Consider the following 20,127-nt stretch of genomic DNA (forward strand, 5'->3'; position numbering starts at 1 on the left):
CGTCATCGAAGGCCACATTGTGAGGCCTGACACACGTCCGATCGAAGACCCCGCCGAAATCTCAAAGATCATGCTTGCCAAACAGGGGGCATCCACACACGCTCCGGCCTCGCGATGACGGCCGAGAAGCGCTACCTCGTCGAGAGCCGCCTCGCGCCCGTCTGCCGCCGGTTCAACCTGACCAGCCTGCGCGACCTCATCGGCCTGCTGAAGGTGGGCCACAACACCGCGGTCGAGCGCGCGGTGATCGAGGCGATGACCACCAACGAGACCTTCTTCTTCCGCGATCGGGTGCCGTTCGACCTGTTCCGCGACGTGCTGCTGCCCCAGGCGATCACCCGCAACCAGGGGCGGCGGCGCCTGCGGATCTGGTGCGCGGCGGCCTCGACGGGGCAGGAGCCCTACTCGATCGCCATGCTGCTGCAGGAGGCGGCCCCGCGTCTCGCGGGCTGGCAGATCGATCTCGTGGCGACCGATCTCTCGACCGAGGTGATCGAGCGGGCGAAGCTCGGGCTCTACAGCCATTTCGAGGTGCAGCGCGGCCTGCCGGTGCAGTGGCTGATCAAGCACTTCGCCCAGGTGGGCGAGCAGTGGCAGATCTCGCCCTCCTTGCGCGCGATGGTCGATTATCGGCAGCTCAACCTGCTGCAAGGCTTCGACAGCCTGGGGCAATTCGACATCGTGTTTTGCCGTAACGTATTGATCTACTTCGATGCGCCCACGAAGGCCGACGTGCTCAACCGCATCGCGGCCTGCCTCGCCCCGGGCGGCGCCCTGGTTCTCGGCGCGGCCGAGACGGTGATCGGCCTGACCGAGCGGCTCAGCCCGCATGCCGAGCATCGCGGCCTCTACGGCCATGCCGCAGCGTCGGCTTCCTCCGTCGCTCCGGCACCGTCGATCACGCTGCCGCCGGTCCAGCCCGCGGTTCCGGTCCTGCCGCAGCTCCGCGTCGCGATCGGGCGGTAGCGCACCGTGCCGCTTCCGCGCGGCGGCAGGGGAGGGGATGATCGCATGGCATCGCGCGAGGGGTTCGCGCCCGAGGCCGCGCCCGTCATGGGGCGCGGCCTCCTCATCCTGCTCGTGCTGCTCCTCGGCTTCGGCGGTGTGGTGAACGCCCTCCGCAAGGACATCGCCAAGGGCTTCGACGAGGTCGCCCACGTCTCCTACGTGGCGCAGATCCAGCGGGACGGCGCGTCCTGGCCGGATTTGCGCGCCCTGCGCCTGCTCGACCCGGCGAGCCTCGCGCCGACGGATGCGCCGAACTACCTCAACCACCCGCCGCCTTATTACGCGGCGCTGGCCCGGATCGGGCCGGCGATCGGGGCGGAGCCGGGCGCCTTGCTGATCCTGCGGCTCGTCAACGTCGCGCTCACGACCGTCGCCTTCGCCGCGCTACTGCTGCTGGCCGCCGGCCTCGCGCACAGCCGGCTGGAATTCTGGGCCTATGCGCTGCCCCTCGTCACCATCCCCATCGCGCTCGCCCTGAACGGCGCGGTCAACAACGACAACCTCGCGATCCTCGGCGGCGCGCTCGCCCTGCTCGGCCTGCAGCGCCTGCTCTGCGGCGGGGGCCGCGCCTGGCTCACCTGCGCGCTCGCCGGGCTCGTCGCGGCGGGGCTCGCGAAGTTCACCGCGCTCCTGCTCGTGGGCGGCTGCGTCGGGCCCACCCTCCTCTGGCTCGTCGCCCGTAGCCGGCTGCCGACCACGGCGCTCCTACCCGCCACGCTCGCTCTCGCTCTCGCCGCCGCGCCCTACGCGGTCCTGGTCGCCCAGTACGGCAGCCCGGTCCCCGAGGTGCCGGGGCATCTCGCGATGATGCGGGACGGCGCCCGCGAGGCCGGCTGGGACGGGACGCGGCTCGGCCTGCCCGCCTATCTCCTGACCTTCGCCGCGCTCTTCGCCAGCCAGTTCAGGCCGGTTCTGACCGAGCCCAACGCCGTCGAGACCGCCTCGCTCGTGCTGCCGCTCGTCCTGATGGGGCTCAGCCTCGCGGGCGGGGCCGTCGCGCTCATGCGTCTCCGTGCCGGGCGCGCGCAGCCGCTCGATCCACTGGCGGTGGCGGGCTGGGGGGCGATCGGCCTCGTGCTCGCCGCCCATATCCGGTTCAGCTACCTCAACCATCTCGCCACCGGCTGGCGGCTCGACGCCTATCCCCGCTACTACCTGCCGCTCGCGGGCATCACTGTGATCGCCTGCGCCTGCCTCGCCGCCGGCCTGCCCGAGGGCCGGGTCCGGCGCGGCCTCCTCGTCTTCCTCGCCGCCTCGCCTCTCGCCTTCGGCCTGCTCGGCGGCACACTCGGCGTCTGAGCGCAGATACCATCCACCATTCCGAAGGATCGACCGGATGTCGTAAGACCTGCCGAATGTGGGCTGTACGGCCCCATCAGCCCGCGTTCAGGGCGCGGGACCGAAAGTCTCTCCAACCGGGCCCGCCGGCCCGGACGCTGACCAGGAGAGCACCCATGCACCGCACGCATCCCGCACCTCGTCCCCTCCGCCGCCGCGTGCTGGCGGCTCTCGCCCTGGCCTGCGGTCTCGCCGCCGCGGCGCCTGCCGCCCAGGCCGCGCCGCTCGCCGTCGCGCCGGTCGAGCCCGCGCCCGGCATCACGCAGGTGCAGTACGGCTGGGGCCACCACCACCATCATTACCGGCGCCACCACCATCACCACCACGGCTGGGGGCATCGCCACCACCACCATGGCTGGAGCCATCACCGCGGCTGGGGCCACCATCACCACCGCCATCACGGCTGGGGCCACCGGCACCATCACCACTGGTAGGGCCGGACAGGCTCAGGCGATCCGCTCGATTACCGCGGGCCGCTCGGCCGAGGTCTCGCCGGAAGCCTCGCCCATGCGGTAGGCTGCGCGGAGCGCCCGCTCGGCGCGGTCGGCGGCGTCGGCATCGGCGGCGTGGACCACCCCGAGCAGGCCGCCCGCATCGCCCGGCCGGGCGAGGCCAGTGAAGCCGACGCGCGGATCGATCCCGTCCTCCGGCCGCGTCCGGCCGCCGCCGAGGCCGATCACCGCCAGGCCGATCGCCCGCGTATCGACCGACGCGACCGTGCCCGCCTGCCGGACCTCGCGGGTCACAGGCGCCGCAGCGAGGTGCCGCTCCGGCGCCTCCACCAGATCCGCCGGGCCGCCGAGCGCGGCGACCATGCGCGCGAAGGTCTCGGCCGCCGCCCCCGAGGCGAGGACGGATTCGAGCCGCGCCGAGGCCTCCTCCGTGTCGCGGGCGAGGCCGCCGGCCACCAGCATCTCGGCCCCGAGCGCAACGGTGACCGCGTGGAAGCGCGGCTCGCGGGCGCGGCCCGTCAGATAGTCGATGGCATAGGCCACCTCGACGGCGTTGCCGGCCGCCGAGGCCAGCGTCGCGTCCATGCAGGTGATGAGCGCGGCGGTGCGCAGGCCGGCCCCCGCTGCCACTGCGACGATGCTCTCGGCGAGCGCGCGCGCCTCGGGCAGGGCGGCCATGAAGGCGCCCGAGCCCACCTTCACGTCCATCACGAGGCCGCCGAGACCGGCCGCGAGCTTCTTCGAGAGGATCGAGGCGGTGATCAGGTCGAGGGATTCGACCGTCCCGGTCACGTCGCGGATCGCGTAGAGGCGCCGGTCGGCCGGGGCGAGGTCGGGGGTTTGGCCGATGATTGCGCAGCCGGTTTCGCGCACGACGGCCTTGAAACGGTCGAGACTTGGCGATGCGTCGTAGCCCGGAATGCTCGCGAGCTTGTCGAGGGTGCCGCCCGTATGACCGAGCCCGCGCCCCGAGATCATCGGCACGTAGCCGCCGCAGGCCGCGACCATGGCCGCGAGCGGCAGGCTCACCGTGTCGCCGATGCCGCCGGTGGAGTGCTTGTCGAGCACCGGTCCGGGCAGGTCCCAGGAGAGCACGCGCCCCGACTCCGTCATCGCCCGGGTCAGCGCCACGCGCTCGGGCAGCGAGAGGCCGCGCAGGAACACCGCCATGGCGAAGGCGGCCGCCTGGCCCTCGCCGACCTGATCCCCGGTGAGCCCGGCAACGAAGGTCCGGATCTCCTGCGGATCGAGAACCAGCCCGTCGCGCTTCCGGCGGATCGTCTCCTGCGGAAGGAACCGGCTCATGCCGCCGCGCCCCGGGCGCCCTGCAGAACGCCGTAGAGGCTGCTCGCCCCGAGCCGGAAGGTCTTCGGCGTGGCCCAGCCCGGCCCCATCAGGGCGTCGGCGATGGCGAGATAGGCGGCGGCGTCCGCGACCCGGCGCAGGCCGCCGGAGACCTTGAGCCCGGCCGGCCGGCCGCGCGCGGCGATCGCGGCGAGCATCAGGCCCGCCGCCTCGGGCGTCGCCGAGACCGGGCTCTTGCCGGTGGAGGTCTTGAGGAAGTCGGCGCCTTCCTCCAGGGCCAGGAGGCTCGCCTGCGCGATCCGCTCCGGCGTCTCCAGGCTGCCCGTCTCCAGGATCACCTTGAGGCAGGCCGGCCCGCAGGCGGCACGGACGGCGGCGACCACGGCGCGGGCGCGTGCGGCGTCGCCGCGCATCACGGCGCGATAGGGCAGGACGAGGTCGATCTCGTCGGCGCCGTCCGCCAGCGCCGCCCTCGTCGCGGCGGCTGCCGCGGCGGCATCCTCGCCGCCATCGGGGAAGTTCACCACGGTCGCGACCTTGATGCCGCTGCCGGCGAGCAGCGTGGCGCCCTGCTTCACGAAGGCCGGCCAGACGCAGATCGCGGCGACGCCGCCCTCCTGCGCATCGCGGCAGAGCGCCGCGATCCGGTCCGGCGTGCAGTCCTCGCCGAGATCGGTGAGGTCGAGCAGCGGCAGGGCACGCCGCGCCACCGAGGCGGCGCCGGGATCGATGGGGTTCGTCAAGGCTGCGAATCCTGCGTCAGGCCGGCGGCGAAGGCGCCGATCAGGTGGGCGAGATCATCCGCGGCGGCGCGCGCCGCCGCCTTGGTCTCGGCATGGTGGGGGGCGCCGCCCGCGATGCCGGCGGCCCAGTTCGTCACCACCGAGATGGCGGCGACGGGCAGGCCGAGGAAGCGGGCGAGGATCACCTCCGGCACGGTCGACATGCCGACCAGGTCGGCGCCGAGGCGCCCGGCCATGCGCACCTCGGCCGGCGTTTCGAAGCTTGGGCCGGAGAACCAGGCGTAGATGCCCTCCGCGAGGACGATGCCGCTGGCCTCGGCCGCCGCGGCGAGCCCGGCGCGCAGGCCCGGATCGTAGGCATCGTTCATCGGCACGAAGCGGGCCTCGTCCGCCTCGCCGATCAGCGGGTTCAGGCCCGACAGGTTGATGTGGTCGGAGATGGCGACGAGCCGGCCCGGCCCGACCTCCGGCAGGAGCGAGCCGCAGGCATTGGTCAGGAGCAGGCGCTGCGCGCCGAGCCCCTGGAGCGCGGCGAGCGGCAGGCGCATGGCGGCGGCATCGCCGTGCTCGTAGGCATGGGCGCGGCCCTCCAGCACCAGCACGGCGCGGCCGGCGATGCGCCCGCGATGCAGCCGGCCGCCATGCCCGGTGACGCTCGGGGTCGGGAAGCCGGGGATCCCGGCATAGGGCAGGGCCTCTCCGTCCTCGATGAGGTCCACCACGGCGCCGAGCCCGGTCCCGGTGACGATCGCCAGATCGTGCGGACCAGCGAACCCGGCCGCCGCGAGATGCGCGGTGGTCCGCGCGGCCTGCGCGCGCCAGCCGCTCAACCGAGGGTCTCCGGCCCGAACGAGGCGGGCAGCAGCTCCTCCAGGGTGAAGCGGGCGAGCACGCCCTCCGGTCCGGCGGCGTGGATCGGGGTGCCGGGATCGGCGAATTCGCGGATGCGCTGGCGGCAGGCGCCGCAGGGCGTCACCGGCCGGGCGCCCGCGCCGAGGACCAGGATCGCGCGGATGCGCCGCCCGCCCGCGGCCACCATCGCGGCGATGGCCCCGGCCTCGGCGCAGGTGCCGACCGGATAGGCGGCGTTCTCGACGTTGCAGCCGGCATGGATCCGGCCCTGCTCGTCCGCCAGCGCCGCGCCGACCGCGAAGCCCGAATAGGGCGCGTGCGCGCGTGCCCGGACGGCGGCAGCTGCCGCGAAGAGGGCGTCGAGTTCCGCCGTCACCGTGTCCTGCCCCGCCGCCTGCATGCCGCTGTTTGGCACCGGCCGGGGGGACCTGTCGAGAGCGCCCGGCGCCCACCGGCCCGGCTCAGAGCGCGCTCCGCCGACGTGGATGCCGGTTCGGCGCAAGCGAGCGCGTCACAACAACGGCTTGGAGCCGTGCCCCGTCGCAACGCGATCGGGCGCGGCTCTAGAGCCTGTCTGAGCGGATCGGGCCGGTGATCACTCCGCTCATCCTGTCCTCGACCTCAGGATGAGGTGGATGGGTCGGACAAGCCGGATCTCTGCATGAGGGTTCGTCGATCCCGCTCGAACAGGCTCTAAGGGGCCGTCTTCAGCTGCTGTTCGGCGCGGGTGACGGCCGCTTCGCAGCCCTTGGCGTCGCCCTTGGCATCGGCGGTGCGGGCCTCGTCGAGGGCGACCTTGGCCTGCTGGGCCGCCTCCGCGCCCTTGCCCGCCTCGGAGGCCTGCGCGGGCGGGGCCGTGCGCGGGTCGCTCGCGCCGCCCGTGCCGGTCAGGCCCTCGCTCTCGCGTCGGGCGGCCGTCTCCTTGCCACTGGTCGAGGCCGCGATCGCCGCCGTCGATTCCGACTTCACCTGCTTCGCGAGGGCGTCGATCCGCTGCGCGCAGGGGGAGGCGAGGGTGGGGGTGGAGACGAGGGCGGGGGTGGCGGCCAGAGCGGCCACGAGCCACGCGATGCGCTTCATCGAGGGTAATCCTAAACCGAGAATGGCGTGCCGCGGGGGGATCCCGCGACACGCCAACGTTCCGGGCCGCCTCGCGGCTCCCGACCGGCGCGCGGCTCAGGCGCTCGCCGCCTGACCGCGGATGGGGAGCTGGCGCACGCGCCGGCCGGTCGCCGCGAAGACCGCGTTGGCGATGGCCGGCGCCACCGGCGGCACGCCGGGCTCGCCGACGCCGCCGAGCGGACCGGCATAGTCGCCGGACGGCACGAGATGGACGCGGATCTCCTTCGGGGCAGCGTCGATCCGGACGATCTCGTAGCCGTCGAAGTTGTTCTGCTGGGCCCGGCCGTTCTTGAAGGTGATCTCGGAGGTGAGCGCGAGGCCCATCCCCATCACCACGGCGCCCTCCATCTGCGAGCGGATGCGCTCCGGGTTCACCTGCGCCCCGCAATCGACGGCGATATCGATCGCGTTCACCTTCACCTGGCCCTTGGCGTCGACCTCCACCTCGGCCGCACAGGCCGTGTAGGTGACGAAGCTGTAGTGCCCGGCGACGCCGAGACCGCGTCCCTTCTCGAGCTTCCGGCCCCATTTGGCGCCGTCGGCCACCGTCTCGATCACCCGGCGCAGGCGCCCGGTATCGATGGGATAGCGCTTCGGATCCTCGCCGTAGTTCCAGACGTCGCCGATCTCGGTCGGGTCGATCTTGCGGCCCGGCCCGATCAGCTCGAGCAGGTAGTCCTTCGGATCGCGTCCCGCCGCATGCGCGAGCTCGGCCACGAAGGACTGGATCGCGAAGGCGTGCGGGATGTTCGAGACCGAGCGGAACCAGCCGATCCGGACATGGGCCGGGGCCGCCGGGTTCTCCAGCCGCATGTTCTTGATGTTGAGCGGGTTGTTGACGAGCCCCATGCCGAGCTCGAAGGGCAGCTCGTGCTGGGGATCCGGCGCGAAGATCGAGCCGATGGTCGGCGCGGTCGAGCGGTGCAGCCAGGCGGTCGGCATGCCCTTCTCGTCGACGGAGGCCTCGATCCGCTCCACCGAGATGGTGTGGTAGTAGCCGTGGTGGATGTCGTCCTCGCGGGTCCAGGCGAGCTTGACCGGCGCGCCGACGGCCTGCGAGCAGAGGGCCGCCTCGACCACGTAATCGGGCTTCGACTTGCGGCCGAAGCCGCCGCCGAGCAGCGTCACGTTCACCTTCACCTTGTCGGCGGGCAGGTTGAGGCGCTTCACCAGCCGGTCATGGGCGGCCTGTGGCCCTTGCGTGCAGGCCCAGGCCTCGCAGGCGCCGTCCTTCACCGAGACCACGGCCGCGGGCGGCTCCATCGGAGCCTGGGCGAGGTGGGGCACGAAGTACTCGGCCTCGAACTTCTTCTTGGCCTTGGCGAAGGCGCCGTCCACGTCGCCCTGGTTGCGCACCACCTTGCCGGGCTGGCGTGCCGCCTTCTCCAATTCCGTGCGGAAGGCATCGGTGTCGTAGCCGGCGTTCGGGCCGTCATCCCACTCGATCTTGAGGGCGTCACGGCCCTTCATGGCCGCCCAGGTGTTCTTGGCGACCACCGCGACGCCGCCGAGCGGCATGAACTCGGACGGGATCTCGCCGCCCTCGATCCGCACGGTCTTCACGACGCCCGGCACCTTGAGGGTCGCGGCATCGTCGACCGACTTCACCTTGCCGCCGTAGACGGGCGGGCGCGCGACGACGGCGTAGAGCATGCCGTCGAGCTTCACGTCGAGGCCGTAGATCGCCTTGCCGGTGGTGATGTCATGGTTGTCGATCAGCCCGATCTTGCCGGTGCCGATGTAGCGGAAGGCCTTGGGGTCCTTCAGCTTCACGCTGTCGCGCTCGGGGACCGGCAGCTCGGCGGCGGCTGCCGCCACCTCGCCGTAGCCGAGCTTGCGGCCCGACTTGGCATGGACGAGCTGATGGTTCTCGGCCCTGACTTCGGCGACCGGGACGTTCCATTGCTTGGCCGCGGCCTGGATCAGCATGAGCCGCGCCGCCGCACCCGCATGGCGGAAATGCTGGAAGAAGTGGCGCAGCGAGCGCGAGCCGTCCGTGTCCTGGTTGCCGAACCGCTCCTCGTCGCCGTAGGCCTGGGTCACCCGGACCTTCGACCAGTCGGCCTCGAGCTCGTCGGCCACCACGAGAGCCACCGAGGTGCGCACGCCCTGGCCCATCTCGGAGCGGTGGTTCGTCACCGTCACCGTGCCGTCCTTGGCGATGGCGACGAAGATCTTCGGGTCATCGCGCCAGCCGTGCGGCATGCCGTCGGCGCCGAACTTCTTGGCCTTCTGCTCCTCGGTCTGGCCCTCGTCGGCGCGGGCCGTGTCCCGCAGCGAGAGGGCGAGCACGAGGGCGCCGAGGCCGCCGAGCACGCCGCGGCGGCTGGCATTGGCGAGGATCGGGGTCGCCGCCGGTGTCTGCGCGGCCAGCTCGGCCATCATCTTGGCGTCGTGAATCACAGGCGCTCTCCCTTGGCGGCGGGGGTCTGGCCGGCGGCCTGATGGATCGCGGCGCGGATGCGCGGGTAGGTCCCGCAGCGACAGATGTTGCCGCTCATCGCCTCGTCGATCTGGTCGTCGGAGGGCTTCGGCGTGTCCTTGAGGAGGGCGGCGGCCTGCATGATCTGGCCGCACTGACAGTAGCCGCACTGCGCCACGTTGAGGTCGCGCCACGCGGCCTGGACCGGATGGTTGCCGTCCGGCGACAGGCCCTCGATGGTGACGACGTCCTGTCCCTCGGCCGCCGAGACCGGGGTGACGCAGGCGCGCGCCGCCGTGCCGCCGAGATGGATGGTGCAGGCGCCGCAGAGCGCAGCCCCGCAGCCGAACTTCGAGCCGGTCAAGCCGAGCTCGTCCCGCAGGTACCAGAGGAGCGGCATGTCGGGATCGCCGTCAAAGCTGCGCGGCGCCCCGTTCACGGTGAGTTTGATCATCGGTTCGTCCTTCTCGCCCGCGGCCTCGCGGGCCCGGTGACGGTTCCGCCCATGAGAGGGTCCACGGGGCGGTCCTCGATGTTTCCAACCGGCGCGGTTCGGGATCGGATCTGGCCTGCCGGATCCGGTCATGCCGGGACGACGACAGGCCACGGCGCGGCCATGAGCCGGACCGCGGCACCGCCCCCGATGCGCGCTCTCAAGTCAGAATAACTCCGATCTAGGGCAGGCCCCCGCCGGGAGGCAACGCGGGCGAGGCCCCCTGAGCCGCACGAGGCCGGCGTCGGGGGCATGGCATGTGCCATCCCGCACACCACGTACGGACGATTCGCGCTCCGGCGATCCCCGGCGGATGTCGCGCCGCGTGCGCCCGGGCACGGCGGCCGCGACGGCCGCGCCCGATCCTTGAGGTCCGTGTCGAGAGATCGGGGCGGAGATGACGCCGCCTGCCGCATGGGGACGGGCGGAGCCGAAGACCTGACGATCTGAACCGCTCCGATCAAACCGCCTCTGGATGCGGTCGAGAGCGGGATCAGCGGTCTGACGGTCGATCAGAAGGCTCGGCCAAGCTCTCAGAGCGGGTTGTGAGGAAGTCGAGCGGCGTTGATCACGCGTATCCCATCCTCGCCCTCATCCCGCGGTGCCGCAGCGCAGCGGCGGCCTCGAAGGAGGCCTCCTGGGATCGCAGGGCCTGCCGGAGGGCTCCTTCGAGGCCCGCTCACGCGGAGCACCTCAGGATGATCCGTCGATCCAGCCCGGACAGGCTGTCAGACGGTGACCTGCGTCCCGACCTCCACCACGCGGCCCGTGGGGATCTGGAAGAAGTCCGTCGCGTCGTTGGCGTTCTTGGCCAGCGTGATGAAGATCCGGTCCTGCCAGAGCGGCATGCCCGAATGGGCCGCGGGCCGGATCGAGCGCCGCGACAGGAAGAACGAGGTCGCCATGATGTCGAACTTGAAGCCCTGGCGGCGCAGCAGCGTCAGCGTCTTGGGGATGTTCGGCGTCTCCATGAAGCCGAACTTCATCACGACCTTGTAGAAATGCGGCCCGATCGGCTCGATGCGGACCTTGTCGGCCTCGTTCGAGCGGGGGGTGTCGACCGTCTCTACGGTGAGGATGACGTTCTTCTCGTGCAGCACCTTGTTGTGCTTGAGGTTGTGCAGCAGGGCCGCCGGGGCGATCTCGGGGTCGCTCGTCAGGAAGACGGCCGTGCCGCGCACATGGTGCGGCGGGCTCTTCTCCAGCATGCCGACGAGTTCCAGGATCGGCACGTCGGTCTTGCGGGTCTTGTTGAACAGGATCGTGACGCCGCGCACCCAGGTCCACATCAGCACGATCAGGCCGCCGGCCAGGATCAGCGGCACGTAGCCGCCCTCGAAGACCTTGAGCAGGTTCGAGAGCAGGAACAGGAACTCGATCACGATGAAGGGCAGCATCACCGCCGCCGAGGCGACCGGCGACCAGCGCCACATCTTCCACATCACGAGATAGGTCATGCTGGCGGTGAGCAGCATCGTCCCCGTGACGGCGATGCCGTAGGCGGAGGCGAGCGCCGAGGAGGTGCGGAACAGGACCGCCAGCGCCACCACGCCGAGCAGGAGCAGGGTGTTGATCTGCGGCAGGTAGATCTGGCCGGAATGGGATTCCGAGGTGTGGCGGATCTCGAGCCGCGGCAGCAGGCCGAGCTGGATCGCCTGGCGCGAGAGCGAGAAGGCGCCGGTGATCACCGCCTGGCTCGCGGTCACCGTGGCCAGCGTCGCCAGGATCACCATCGGCAGCAGGCCCCATTCGGGCACGAGCTGGTAGAACGGGTCCGAGGTGTCGGGCTTCTCCAGGACCAGGGCGGTCTGGCCGAGATAGTTCAGGGCGAGCGAGGGGAAGACCAGCCCGATCCAGGCGATCTGGATCGGTTTGCGCCCGAAATGGCCGAGATCGGCGAAGAGCGCCTCGGCGCCGGTGACGGCCAGGAACACGGCGCCCAGCGCCACCAGCGCGCCGGTGCCGTGGCCGAGCAGGTAATGCACCGCGTACCAGGGATTGACGGCGGCGAAGACGCCCGGATTGGCGATCACGTGCGGCAGCGCCGCCGCGGCCAGCGCCAGGAACCACACCACCATCACCGGCCCGAAGAAGGCCGCGACCCGGCTGGTACCCCGGCTCTGCACCAGGAACAGCGCGACGATGATGCCCACCGTGATCGGCAGGACCGAGTTCTCGAAGGCCGGCGTGACGAGCTTCAGCCCCTCCACCGCCGAGAGCACCGAGATGGCCGGGGTGATGATCGCGTCGCCGTAGAACAGGGCGGCGCCGAGCAGGCCCAGCGTCAGCACGATGCGCGAGCCGCCGAGCGCCTTGCGCGCCAGCGCCATCAGCGAGAGGATCCCGCCCTCGCCGTTGTTGTCCATGCGCAGCAGGATGGCGACGTACTTGACGGTGACGATCAGGAACAGCGCCCAGAGGATCAGCGAGGCGGTGCCCAGCACCTCCTCGGCGAGCAGGATGTTGTCGGACCGGGCCGGGGCGAGCGCCTCGCGGAAGGCGTAGAGCGGGCTGGTGCCGATATCGCCGTAGACGACGCCGACCGAGCCGACGACGAGGCTCCAGAACCCGGCATGGGGATGGCTCTCGCCGTCGAGGGCGCCGGCGGGCGTGCTCAGCGCCTCGGACGTGGCTTGCGCGGCGGCGGGGCCGGGGACGGCGCTTTGGCTTGCGGATTCGCTCATCGGATCTGATCGAGGCTCAGGCCTGCCCGGCGCGCTCTGCGGCACAAGCGGAATGCGCGAAGGATGCGACGGTTACGCGAAAAGCTTGCCGGCGCGCGCGCGGCGCCGGCCGCACGGGAAACCGCGACCCGCTAGCTAACACGCCTGCAGACAGGCGAAAACAGCGCCCGCCGGCCCGCGGCCGCGGCGGAGGCCGCGGTCAACAGGCCGGTCGGGCCGGGAGGGACGGCCTACTCGGCCGCGTTGCGGGCGCCCTGGCCGAAGCGGCGCTCGATATAGTCGATGACGATGGTCTCGAAGTCCTTGGCGAGGTTGGCCCCGCGCAGCGTCATCGCCTTCTTGCCGTCGATGAAGACCGGCGCGCTCGGGCTCTCGCCGGTGCCGGGCAGCGAGATGCCGATATCGGCATGCTTCGATTCGCCCGGGCCGTTCACGATGCAGCCCATCACCGCCACGTTCAGGCCCTCGACGCCCGGATAGGTCTTCTTCCATTCCGGCATGGAGGTGGCGATCCAGTTCTGGATGTCGCGGGCGAGCTCCTGGAACGTGGTCGAGGTGGTGCGCCCGCAGCCGGGGCAGGCCGCCACCAGCGGCACGAAGGTGCGGAAGCCCATGGTCTGCAGGAGCTCCTGCGCGACCTTCACCTCCACCGTGCGGTCGCCGCCGGGCTCGGGGGTCAGCGAGTAGCGGATCGTGTCGCCGATGCCCTCCTGCAGGAGCACGCCGATCGCGGCCGAGGCCGCCACGATGCCCTTCGAGCCCATGCCGGCCTCGGTGAGGCCGAGATGGATCGCGTAGTCCGAGCGGCGCGCCACCTCGCGGTAGACGGCGATCAGGTCCTGCACGGCGGAGACCTTGGCCGAGAGGATGATGCGGTCCTTCGGCAGGCCGAGATCCTCGGCGCGCTGCGCGGAGGAGAGGGCCGACTGCACCATCGCCTCGCGCATCACCGCGCGCGCGTCGATCGGCCGGGCCGACTTGGCGTTCTCGTCCATCAGGTGGGTGAGCAACTCGCCGTCGAGCGAGCCCCAGTTGGCGCCGATGCGCACGGTCTTCCCGTAGCGGATCGCCTGCTCGATGATGGTCGAGAACTGGGTGTCCTTCTTCTCCTTGAAGCCCACATTGCCCGGGTTGATCCGGTACTTGGCCAGCGCCTCGGCGCAGGCCGGGTGGTCAGAGAGCAGCTTGTGGCCGATATAGTGGAAGTCGCCCACCAGCGGCACGTGCACCCCGATCCGGTCGAGACGCTCGCGGATCTTCGGCACGGCGGCCGCCGCCTCGTCGCGGTCGACGGTGATGCGGACGAGCTCCGAGCCGGCGCGGGCGAGCTGCGAGACCTGCGCCACCGTGGCGTCGATATCGGCGGTGTCGGTGTTCGTCATCGACTGGACGACGATCGGCGCGCCGCCGCCGACGGTGACCGCGCCCTCGCCCGCGCCGACCCGGACGCCCGCGGTGCGGTGCCGGGGCGCGGGGCCGGCGATCTCGGGGCCAGTGCCGGCGAGCGGGTTCGCGGGGCGGCTGTCGGCTTCCATGGTTTCCATCGGGGACCTTCGCTCGAGGCCTCGGGCGCGTTCGGGCATCTCAGACCTGCCGCCCGCGGCCGTCGCGTCTGTCTTCGCTGCGATCTTTGGTACGAATCGTACCCTCATAGAACCGTATGCGTGTACGCACGAAGACGTTTAGCTGCGGTTGACGGGCCGCAACGTCAAGCGGGACACGGGCACAGACGGGTCTAGGGTACGAAACGGACTGACGATTCTCGCGCGTCTCATAGTCCCATCGGGGCGCGCCTGTCGAGTTCGCACCGCATCGCAACGGATCCCCCCGAGCCTGGGGCCACCGCCAGAGGCATCCAGGCGGGATCCTCATGCGGGATCTTGCGGCCGTCTCGGTCGTTCTCGGGGCGCGCACGCGCCGTTCAGGGCGCGTGACGGCCGGCGCGGCGCCGCCTCGCGGCACGCGCATTGCTGCGATGCAACAGTTGCGACCGCAGCGCAGCAATCCCAGTTCGAGGGCATGATGAGCGAGCATCCCCACGGCGCCGAGCCGGAGAACCCCGCCACCGCGGTGCCGAGCGCCGACGCTGCGCCCGACGCCCTCGTGCCCGTCGGCGACAACCCCGCCACCCATCCGCCGCGGCACGTGCTGGCCGGGCCGCGGGCCGAGAAGAACGTGGCTCTGGCCCTTCAGGGCGGGGGCGCGCACGGCGCCTTCACCTGGGGCGTCCTCGACCATCTCATCGAGGACGGGCGTCTCGGCTTCGAAGCCCTGACCGGGGCGAGCGCGGGCGCCATGAACGGCGTGGTCATGCTCGACGGCTGGCTGAAGGGCGGGCCGGACGGCGCCCGCGCGGGGCTGGAGCAGTTCTGGCGCGAGGTCAGCCTCGACAGCGATCTCGGGCCCGCCTCGCGCAGCCTGTTCAACGCGGTCCTCGGCCTCTGGAAGGGCAACCCGGTCGCCGAGTTCTGGCTGAAGGCCCTGACGCCGAGCCCCTACGTCTCGAACCCGCTCAACATCAACCCGCTGCGCAAGGCGCTGGCGGCGCAGGTGGATTTCGAGCGCCTGCGCGCGGCCGACACCGCCGGCATCTACGTCTCGGCCACCAATGTCTGGACCGGCAAGCTCGCGGTGTTCGAGCGCGAGCGCCTGACGGTCGATCACCTCATGGCCTCGGCCTGCCTGCCGACCGTGTTCCAGGCGGTGGAGATCGACGGCGTGCCCTACTGGGACGGCGGCTATCTCGGCAACCCGCCGCTCTACCCGCTCCATCGCGGGGCCGAGACCCGCGACATCGTGCTCGTGCAGATCAATCCCGTGGAGCGGCGCGAGACCCCGCGCACCGAGCGCGAGATCCAGGACCGCCTCAACGAGATCACCTTCAACGCCAACCTGATGCGGGAATTGCGCGCCATCGACTTCCTCGACGGGCTGATCGAGGAGGGCGTGCTCGGCCAGGGCCAGTACCGGCGCGTCCTCGTCCACCGCATCGACGGGACCGACGCGCTCGAGGATTACAACGCCGCCTCGAAGCTCGATGCCCGCTGGCGGGTGTTCCAGCGCCTGCGCGACAAGGGCCGCCGGGCGGCCGAGGCCTGGCTCGCCGAGCATTACGACGCGATCGGCCGGGATTGCAGCCTCGACCTCGAATCGGCCTACCAGTAGGCACGCGACCGGCGCCCGGGACGGGGCCGTCGTGCGCTGACGCACCCCGGGCCCCGAACGCCCGCCCGGCCCGGGATTATCGGGCGGAGGCCCGCCGTTCACGGGTATAGGAGATCAGACTCAAAGGCAGGGTATGGGCCCCGACAAGATGAGCCGACCCGAGATCGTCGACCTGCTGGTGCCGCTGCGACGCTATGCGCGCTCGCTCACCCGCGACACCCTGCGGGCGGACGATCTCGTGCACGACACGCTGGTGCGGGCCCTCGAATCGCAGGGATCGCTGCGGCCCAACACCAATCTGCGCACCTGGATGATGACGGTGCTGCACAACGTCTTCATCGACGACCAGCGCCGCAAGCAGGTGGAGGCCCGCCACGCCGACGTGCTGGTGCAGATGAACGAGGAGCTCGTGCCGCCGGCCCAGGAGGGCCAGGTGCGCCTCGCCCAGATCCGGCAGGCCTTCGGCACCTTGCCGGAGGAGCAGCGCGCCGCCCTGCATCTCGTGACCATCGAGGGCATGGCCTATGCCGATGCCGCCGCGGTGCTCGGCATCCCCATCGGCACGCTGATGTCGCGGCTCGGCCGCGGCCGCGCCGCGCTGCGGGCCTTCGAGGAGGGCGCGCGGACGGCCGACAAGGAGGGGAAGGGCGCGGAGCGCGAGGCGCCCGCCCGCACCCCGCTGCGCCTCGTCACCCGCGACGGGGTGGACCAGCGGGACGCGACGCCCGATCCCTTCTCGCGGCGGGCTTTGCGCGGGTGGTAGAATACCACCGGCCGGACCACGGACTTATCGGACGACAGGACTTCGCCAGATGATCGACCCGATCACAGACAGCGACCTCACCGCTTTCGTCGATGGCCAGCTCGACGTGATGCGCCGCCTCGAGGTCGAGGCGCATCTCGCGCGGCACCCCGACACCGCCGCGCGCGTGATGGCGGAGATGCACGACCGCGACGCCCTGCGCGAGGCCTTCGCGCGGCCGATCGGGCCCGGCCCCGAGCGCAACCGGATGGCCGCCCGCCGGCTCGACCGGTCGCTGCGCTGGCGCAGCGTCGGCGCCCGGCTGAAACGGGCCGCGGCGATCGCGGTGCTGGTCGGGGCCGGCTGGCTCGCCCATGACGAGGTCGGCCGCTTCGGCATTCCCGGCACCTACGCGGCGACCGTCGACCCGACGCTGATCGAGGACGCCCAGCAGGCGCGCCAGGTGGCGCTGCTGCGGGCCGGCATCGCCTCCCAGAGCGGGGGCATCACCTACGACCGCGCCGCGATCGAGACGGCCACCGGCATCCGGCTGCCGGTCCTGCCCGAGACCTGGACCGTGAGCGACGTGCAGGTCTTCCCCTCGCGCCACGGCACCGGCATCGAGATCACGGCGCAGGCGGCCGATCTCGGCGAGATCTCGCTGTTCGCGACCCACCGCCGCGGCAACGGCCCGGCCAACGAGATCGCGGGCGCGGGCGACGGCACCACCGTGACCTGGAACGGCGCGCATTGCGCCTACGCCCTCAGCGGCAGCCGCGACGAGGAGGCCCTGCGCCGCGCCGCCGGCACGCTCGCCGCCTCGACGTTGTGATACCATTTCCGGGTGATTGCTTCGGCCGGCCATACGCGCCCCCCTCTCCCCGCAAGCGGGGAGAGGGGATCCGCGATGACCGATCTGTGCTCAACCGGAGATCGTATCGCTCGAATGTGGCCTGAGACGGCCGGGGCTCACCGCCCGCGCGGCGGCTCCAGCGCGCTGATCTCGATCACGAATTTCTGCCGCAGCGCACGGGCGAAGTCGCCATAGCCCCGTGCGGCGAGCAGGAAGGCGCCCGGCCCGCCGATGACGTGGGCGCGGTACCAGCGGTCGAGGCTCGTCTCCTCGCCCTGGCCGGGCCCCACCGGCTTGAGGCCGTAGCCGGGTGCGCGGAAGGCGCCTGCGCCCACCACGTCGTTCTCGCCCGGCACCAGGATCGGCAACCCGTTGACGGTGGCCCCGGCGGCGAGCAGCGCCTCGCGCTCCGCGTCGAGGGCGGAGGCCTCGGTGCAATTGTCGATGCCGTCCCCGGACACGTCGACCACCATCCGGTCGACCGGCACCGGCAGAGCCGGCAGCACGCTCGCGGTGACGCTGCGCATCATCTGGCCGATGCAGGTGAATTCCCCACCCTGGCGCGCCAGGGCGCGGACCTGCGCCGCGGTCGCCGCCGCATCGGCCCGGTCGCGCAGGCGGCGCCAGCCGAGGGACAGCCGGGCCTGGTCGGCCCAGGTCACCATCGCGAACAGGATGCCGCCGGGATTGCCGGCGATCGCCCCGACGACGCCGGGATCCTCCAGGGCCTCGGCGATGCCGTCCATCTGCAGGCGGAACCGGGCGTCGTCGACCGATTGCGAGACGTCCACGGCGACGACCAGGGCCATCGCCGCGCTCTCCTCGGCGGCGCGCGCCGGCTGCCCCGCCGCGAGCGCCAGGGCGAGGGCGGCGCCCAGGCCCGCACGGCGCAGGCGCCGGCCGATGCCGTCTGTCATGCTGTCGAGGCTCCCCCCTTCGCCGGGTCTGCGCGCCCGAGCGATCCTCAGCGGGTTAGAGCATGCGGGGGGAGAGGGGAATCCGGTCTTTCGACCGGGGCCGCCGGGGCAGCCGCCGACGGGGCCGCGGAGGCGAGGGGCGGGCAGAACGCTCGCCCCGGGACGGACCGCGTGCCGGGGCGCGGCGGCTCGGTCTCGTCCGTGATCCGTGAGCGTCGCTCGCGGGTGCGTCAGGCGCTCGCGGTGAGCGCGTGCTCGTTGCCGTTCAGGCCGGCGCAGAGATCGTCGATCTCGGTCAGGTCGAGCGCCTCGCCGGTATGGCTGGCGATGGCGTCGATCAGGTGGTCCTGGCGCGGGTCGAACGGGTGTCCCTGCATCCGGTAGAACTGGTAGTAGCGCAGGGCTGCCAGGAGGGTATCGCGCTCGCGGGCTGTTACGGTGAAGTTCTGCATGGGCGGTCTCGTCCCCCTGTGGCTTCAACGAACGCCTGGGCGCGGCCGCGACGACTCGCCCAAGCTCGACCTTTGTACCCGGAGGGGCATATCCACGCCATGTCTTGACAGTGGGATGTTGGTTGATTCGGGTCGAAAAAGCGTATCGTGCACAAGCAAGAGGCACGGATCCGGCAGAAAATGCCAATATAGTTGAAGGGTGTAGTAATATACTCCTTATAGATCTGCGCCGCCCGTCCTTGGATCATGGGAACGATGTTCTGGCATGCCGGCGCGGCCGAGCGCGCCCGTGCCTGGCTGCGGCCGCTCGTCTGTTCTCGCGGCCTCCCGCCGGGGTCAGAGCCCGAGTTCGCTGAGATAGTCCGGCACGATCGCGCTCGCCGGGCCGTAGCGCGCCGCGTCGAAGATGCGCGCGTTGTCCGAGGGTTCGAGGTTCAGCTCGCAGGTCGGGATCCCGAGGGCGCGGGCCTGCCGCACATAGCCCGCCGCCGGATAGACCGCGCCCGAGGTGCCGACCGCGACGAAGAGGTCGGATCCCGCCAGGGCCGCGTCGATCCGGTCGAGATGCTGCGGCACCGCGCCGAACCAGCCCCCGCCGGGGCGCAGGGCCGCCGCGCCGCAATGCGGGCAGGGATCGTCGCGCGGGATGCCCGCCCGCCGCTCCGACACGGCGGCGCAGGCGGTGCAGCGCGCCTTGAGCAGCTCGCCATGCATGTGGACGACCGCCGCCGAGCCCGCCCGCTCGTGCAGGTCGTCGACGTTCTGCGTGCACAGGAACAGGCGCCCGCCGCGGGCCGCGAGACCCGCCTCGGCGCGGGCGAGGGCGGCGTGGGCGGCGTTCGGCGCGGCCGCGATCACGCCGCGCCGGCGGTGGTTGTAGAAATCCAGCACCGTGTCGGGATCCGCGGCGAAGGCTTCGGGCGTGGCGAGCGTCAGCGGGTCGAAGCGCGCCCACAGGCCGCCGCGATCGCGAAAGGTCCCGAGCCCGCTCTCGGCGGAGATGCCGGCTCCGGTGAGGATGAAGATCTGGCGCGGCTGGCTTGCCATGGGCCGGATCTATAGCGTCGCCGCTCACCGGCGAGGGCTGTGCCGCCCGTCGCGCGGGCCCGGGCCGGCCGGCGTGGCGCCACGGTCACAGGGGTCGGGATCCACGGGATACAGAGCCAATGCGTCTCCTCGGTCGCCTCTTCGTCGGCGCGCTCGCCTTGCTCCTGGCGATCCCGGCGGGCGGGCTGGTGCTCGGCCTCGCGGTGTTTCTCGATCCGGTGGCGGGTGCCTGGATCAGCGCCGGGGCGCAGGCCGGGCTCGACCTCGCCCTGTCGGACCTCTCGGCCGGGTTGCCGCCGGAGGGGCTCGCCCTGGTCGTCGCGGGCCTCGCCCGGGCGCTGTTCTGGCTGCTCGTGGTGCCGCCCGTGCTGACGGCGCTGATCGGCGGGACGCTCGGCCTGCGCAGCCTCGCCTGGTACGGCGGCGGCTGCGGCCTGCCTCCCCCCCTGCTGGGATCGGGGGAGCGGCGTGTGGGGGGAGAGGGGAGAGTTCGGGGGTCGCCGGGTTACTAAAAAAAAAGAAGAGAGTGAGC

19 protein-coding genes are annotated in these 20,127 nt (G+C 71.8%); 7 read left to right on the forward strand and 12 right to left on the reverse strand.

Going from position 1 to position 20,127, the window contains the following annotated elements; genetic code table 11:
- Positions 1-90: 90 nt before the first annotated feature.
- The 3 genes from MET9862_RS22540 to MET9862_RS30515 all read left to right on the forward strand — a co-directional run bounded on the left by MET9862_RS22540 (position 91) and on the right by MET9862_RS30515 (position 2,780).
- Positions 91-966 carry a CheR family methyltransferase gene (locus tag MET9862_RS22540; RefSeq protein ID WP_280178987.1) on the forward strand — a complete coding sequence of 292 codons (876 nt, stop codon included), beginning with the start codon at positions 91-93 and terminating at the stop codon, positions 964-966.
- A 45-nt stretch (positions 967-1,011) separates the two neighbouring features.
- On the forward strand, positions 1,012-2,307 hold the full coding sequence (locus MET9862_RS22545; RefSeq protein WP_142585090.1) for a hypothetical protein: 1,296 nt from the start codon (positions 1,012-1,014) through the stop codon (positions 2,305-2,307).
- 155 nt (positions 2,308-2,462) lie between these two features.
- Positions 2,463-2,780, forward strand: coding sequence for a hypothetical protein (locus tag MET9862_RS30515; RefSeq protein ID WP_142585091.1), 318 nt, complete (start codon positions 2,463-2,465; stop codon positions 2,778-2,780).
- Positions 2,781-2,792: 12 nt separating this feature from the next.
- Here the strand turns inward: MET9862_RS30515 and deoA are convergent, their stop codons facing one another.
- The 9 genes from deoA to ispG form a co-directional block, all read right to left on the reverse strand.
- On the reverse strand, positions 2,793-4,103 hold the full coding sequence (deoA, locus tag MET9862_RS22555; protein ID WP_142585092.1) for a thymidine phosphorylase: 1,311 nt from the start codon (positions 4,101-4,103) through the stop codon (positions 2,793-2,795).
- Complete coding sequence (gene deoC, locus MET9862_RS22560; RefSeq protein ID WP_142585093.1) at positions 4,100-4,846, reverse strand: deoxyribose-phosphate aldolase; 747 nt, start codon at positions 4,844-4,846, stop codon at positions 4,100-4,102. Before deoC ends, deoA begins: the two co-directional genes overlap by 4 nt.
- Complete coding sequence (locus MET9862_RS22565; RefSeq protein WP_142585094.1) at positions 4,843-5,676, reverse strand: purine-nucleoside phosphorylase; 834 nt, start codon at positions 5,674-5,676, stop codon at positions 4,843-4,845. Before MET9862_RS22565 ends, deoC begins: the two co-directional genes overlap by 4 nt.
- The gene (locus tag MET9862_RS22570) at positions 5,673-6,098 is read right to left on the reverse strand and encodes a cytidine deaminase (protein ID WP_142585107.1); all 426 of its coding nucleotides are present in this window, start codon (positions 6,096-6,098) and stop codon (positions 5,673-5,675) included. The genes MET9862_RS22565 and MET9862_RS22570 overlap by 4 nt, the downstream gene beginning before the upstream one ends.
- 293 nt (positions 6,099-6,391) lie before the next feature.
- Positions 6,392-6,778, reverse strand: a complete 387-nt coding sequence (locus MET9862_RS22575) for a hypothetical protein (protein ID WP_142585095.1) — start codon at positions 6,776-6,778, stop codon at positions 6,392-6,394.
- A gap of 96 nt (positions 6,779-6,874) precedes the next feature.
- Positions 6,875-9,223 (reverse strand): xanthine dehydrogenase family protein molybdopterin-binding subunit, encoded by a 2,349-nt coding sequence (locus tag MET9862_RS22580; protein WP_142585096.1) that lies wholly within the window; start codon positions 9,221-9,223, stop codon positions 6,875-6,877.
- A complete protein-coding gene (locus tag MET9862_RS22585) occupies positions 9,220-9,696 on the reverse strand; it encodes a (2Fe-2S)-binding protein (RefSeq protein WP_142585097.1) in 477 nt (158 codons plus the stop codon). The genes MET9862_RS22580 and MET9862_RS22585 overlap by 4 nt, the downstream gene beginning before the upstream one ends.
- A 767-nt stretch (positions 9,697-10,463) precedes the next feature.
- On the reverse strand, positions 10,464-12,419 hold the full coding sequence (locus tag MET9862_RS22595) for a potassium transporter Kup (RefSeq protein ID WP_142585098.1): 1,956 nt from the start codon (positions 12,417-12,419) through the stop codon (positions 10,464-10,466).
- Between the two features lie 230 nt (positions 12,420-12,649).
- Positions 12,650-13,963: a flavodoxin-dependent (E)-4-hydroxy-3-methylbut-2-enyl-diphosphate synthase gene (gene ispG, locus MET9862_RS22600; protein WP_142585099.1), complete on the reverse strand. Its 1,314-nt coding sequence runs from the start codon at positions 13,961-13,963 to the stop codon at positions 12,650-12,652.
- Positions 13,964-14,441: 478 nt separating this feature from the next.
- Between ispG and MET9862_RS22605 the strand changes: the two genes are divergently transcribed.
- The 3 genes from MET9862_RS22605 to MET9862_RS22615 all read left to right on the forward strand — a co-directional run bounded on the left by MET9862_RS22605 (position 14,442) and on the right by MET9862_RS22615 (position 17,158).
- A complete protein-coding gene (locus tag MET9862_RS22605; RefSeq protein WP_142585100.1) occupies positions 14,442-15,584 on the forward strand; it encodes a patatin-like phospholipase family protein in 1,143 nt (380 codons plus the stop codon).
- A 133-nt stretch (positions 15,585-15,717) separates the two neighbouring features.
- Positions 15,718-16,347 carry a sigma-70 family RNA polymerase sigma factor gene (locus MET9862_RS22610; protein ID WP_438616645.1) on the forward strand — a complete coding sequence of 210 codons (630 nt, stop codon included), beginning with the start codon at positions 15,718-15,720 and terminating at the stop codon, positions 16,345-16,347.
- Positions 16,348-16,396: 49 nt separating this feature from the next.
- A complete protein-coding gene (locus MET9862_RS22615; RefSeq protein WP_142585102.1) occupies positions 16,397-17,158 on the forward strand; it encodes an anti-sigma factor family protein in 762 nt (253 codons plus the stop codon).
- A gap of 137 nt (positions 17,159-17,295) precedes the next feature.
- Here the strand turns inward: MET9862_RS22615 and MET9862_RS22620 are convergent, their stop codons facing one another.
- From MET9862_RS22620 to MET9862_RS22630, 3 genes are all read right to left on the reverse strand, one after another.
- Positions 17,296-18,096: a DUF1194 domain-containing protein gene (locus MET9862_RS22620; protein ID WP_142585103.1), complete on the reverse strand. Its 801-nt coding sequence runs from the start codon at positions 18,094-18,096 to the stop codon at positions 17,296-17,298.
- 230 nt (positions 18,097-18,326) lie between these two features.
- Positions 18,327-18,548: a hypothetical protein gene (locus MET9862_RS22625; protein ID WP_142585104.1), complete on the reverse strand. Its 222-nt coding sequence runs from the start codon at positions 18,546-18,548 to the stop codon at positions 18,327-18,329.
- Positions 18,549-18,884: 336 nt separating this feature from the next.
- Positions 18,885-19,595, reverse strand: coding sequence for a Sir2 family NAD-dependent protein deacetylase (locus tag MET9862_RS22630; protein ID WP_142585105.1), 711 nt, complete (start codon positions 19,593-19,595; stop codon positions 18,885-18,887).
- A gap of 119 nt (positions 19,596-19,714) precedes the next feature.
- Here MET9862_RS22630 and MET9862_RS22635 point away from each other — a divergent pair, with 119 nt between their 5' ends.
- A complete protein-coding gene (locus MET9862_RS22635; RefSeq protein ID WP_142585106.1) occupies positions 19,715-20,107 on the forward strand; it encodes a hypothetical protein in 393 nt (130 codons plus the stop codon).
- Positions 20,108-20,127: the final 20 nt, after the last annotated feature.

The sequence above is a fragment of the Methylobacterium symbioticum genome (genome assembly GCF_902141845.1).
Lineage (GTDB): Bacteria > Pseudomonadota > Alphaproteobacteria > Rhizobiales > Beijerinckiaceae > Methylobacterium > Methylobacterium symbioticum.